Origin of the sequence: Nocardia cyriacigeorgica, assembly GCF_010858045.1 — a bacterium.
Lineage (GTDB): Bacteria > Actinomycetota > Actinomycetes > Mycobacteriales > Mycobacteriaceae > Nocardia > Nocardia cyriacigeorgica_E.
In genome coordinates this window covers 1-312 of record NZ_JAAGVC010000257.1, presented here as the reverse complement: position 1 = coordinate 312, position 312 = coordinate 1, and the positions used below count along the sequence as shown (strand labels likewise).

Annotated in this window: 1 protein-coding gene; it reads right to left on the bottom strand. The window is 72.8% G+C overall.

Annotated features, from left to right (window positions below; translation table 11 throughout):
• A partial coding sequence (locus tag GV790_RS29615; RefSeq protein WP_163818110.1) for an ATP-binding cassette domain-containing protein occupies positions 1 to 312 on the bottom strand: 312 nt, incomplete at both ends.

The window sequence follows — 312 nt, the reverse complement described above, 5'->3', positions numbered from 1 at the left end:
CGGATAGTCGCCGAGATGGTGGGCCAGATCGCTGCGCACCCGGATCCTGGTGCTCGCATCGAGCGCGGCCAGCGGCTCGTCCAGCAGCAGTAGCCGGGGTTCGGTGGCCAAGGCCCGGGCCAGCGCCACCCGCTGCGCCTGACCACCGGACAGCCGGCGCGGTTTCGCCTGCCGATGCTCACCCAGCCCCACTCGCTCGAGCCATCCCGCGGCGCGCTCCCGGGCCGGCGCCCGCCGCATTCCGCGCGCCCGCAGCCCGAAGGCCTCATTGTCGAGTGCGGTCAGGTGCGCGAACAGCAGATAGTCCTGGAA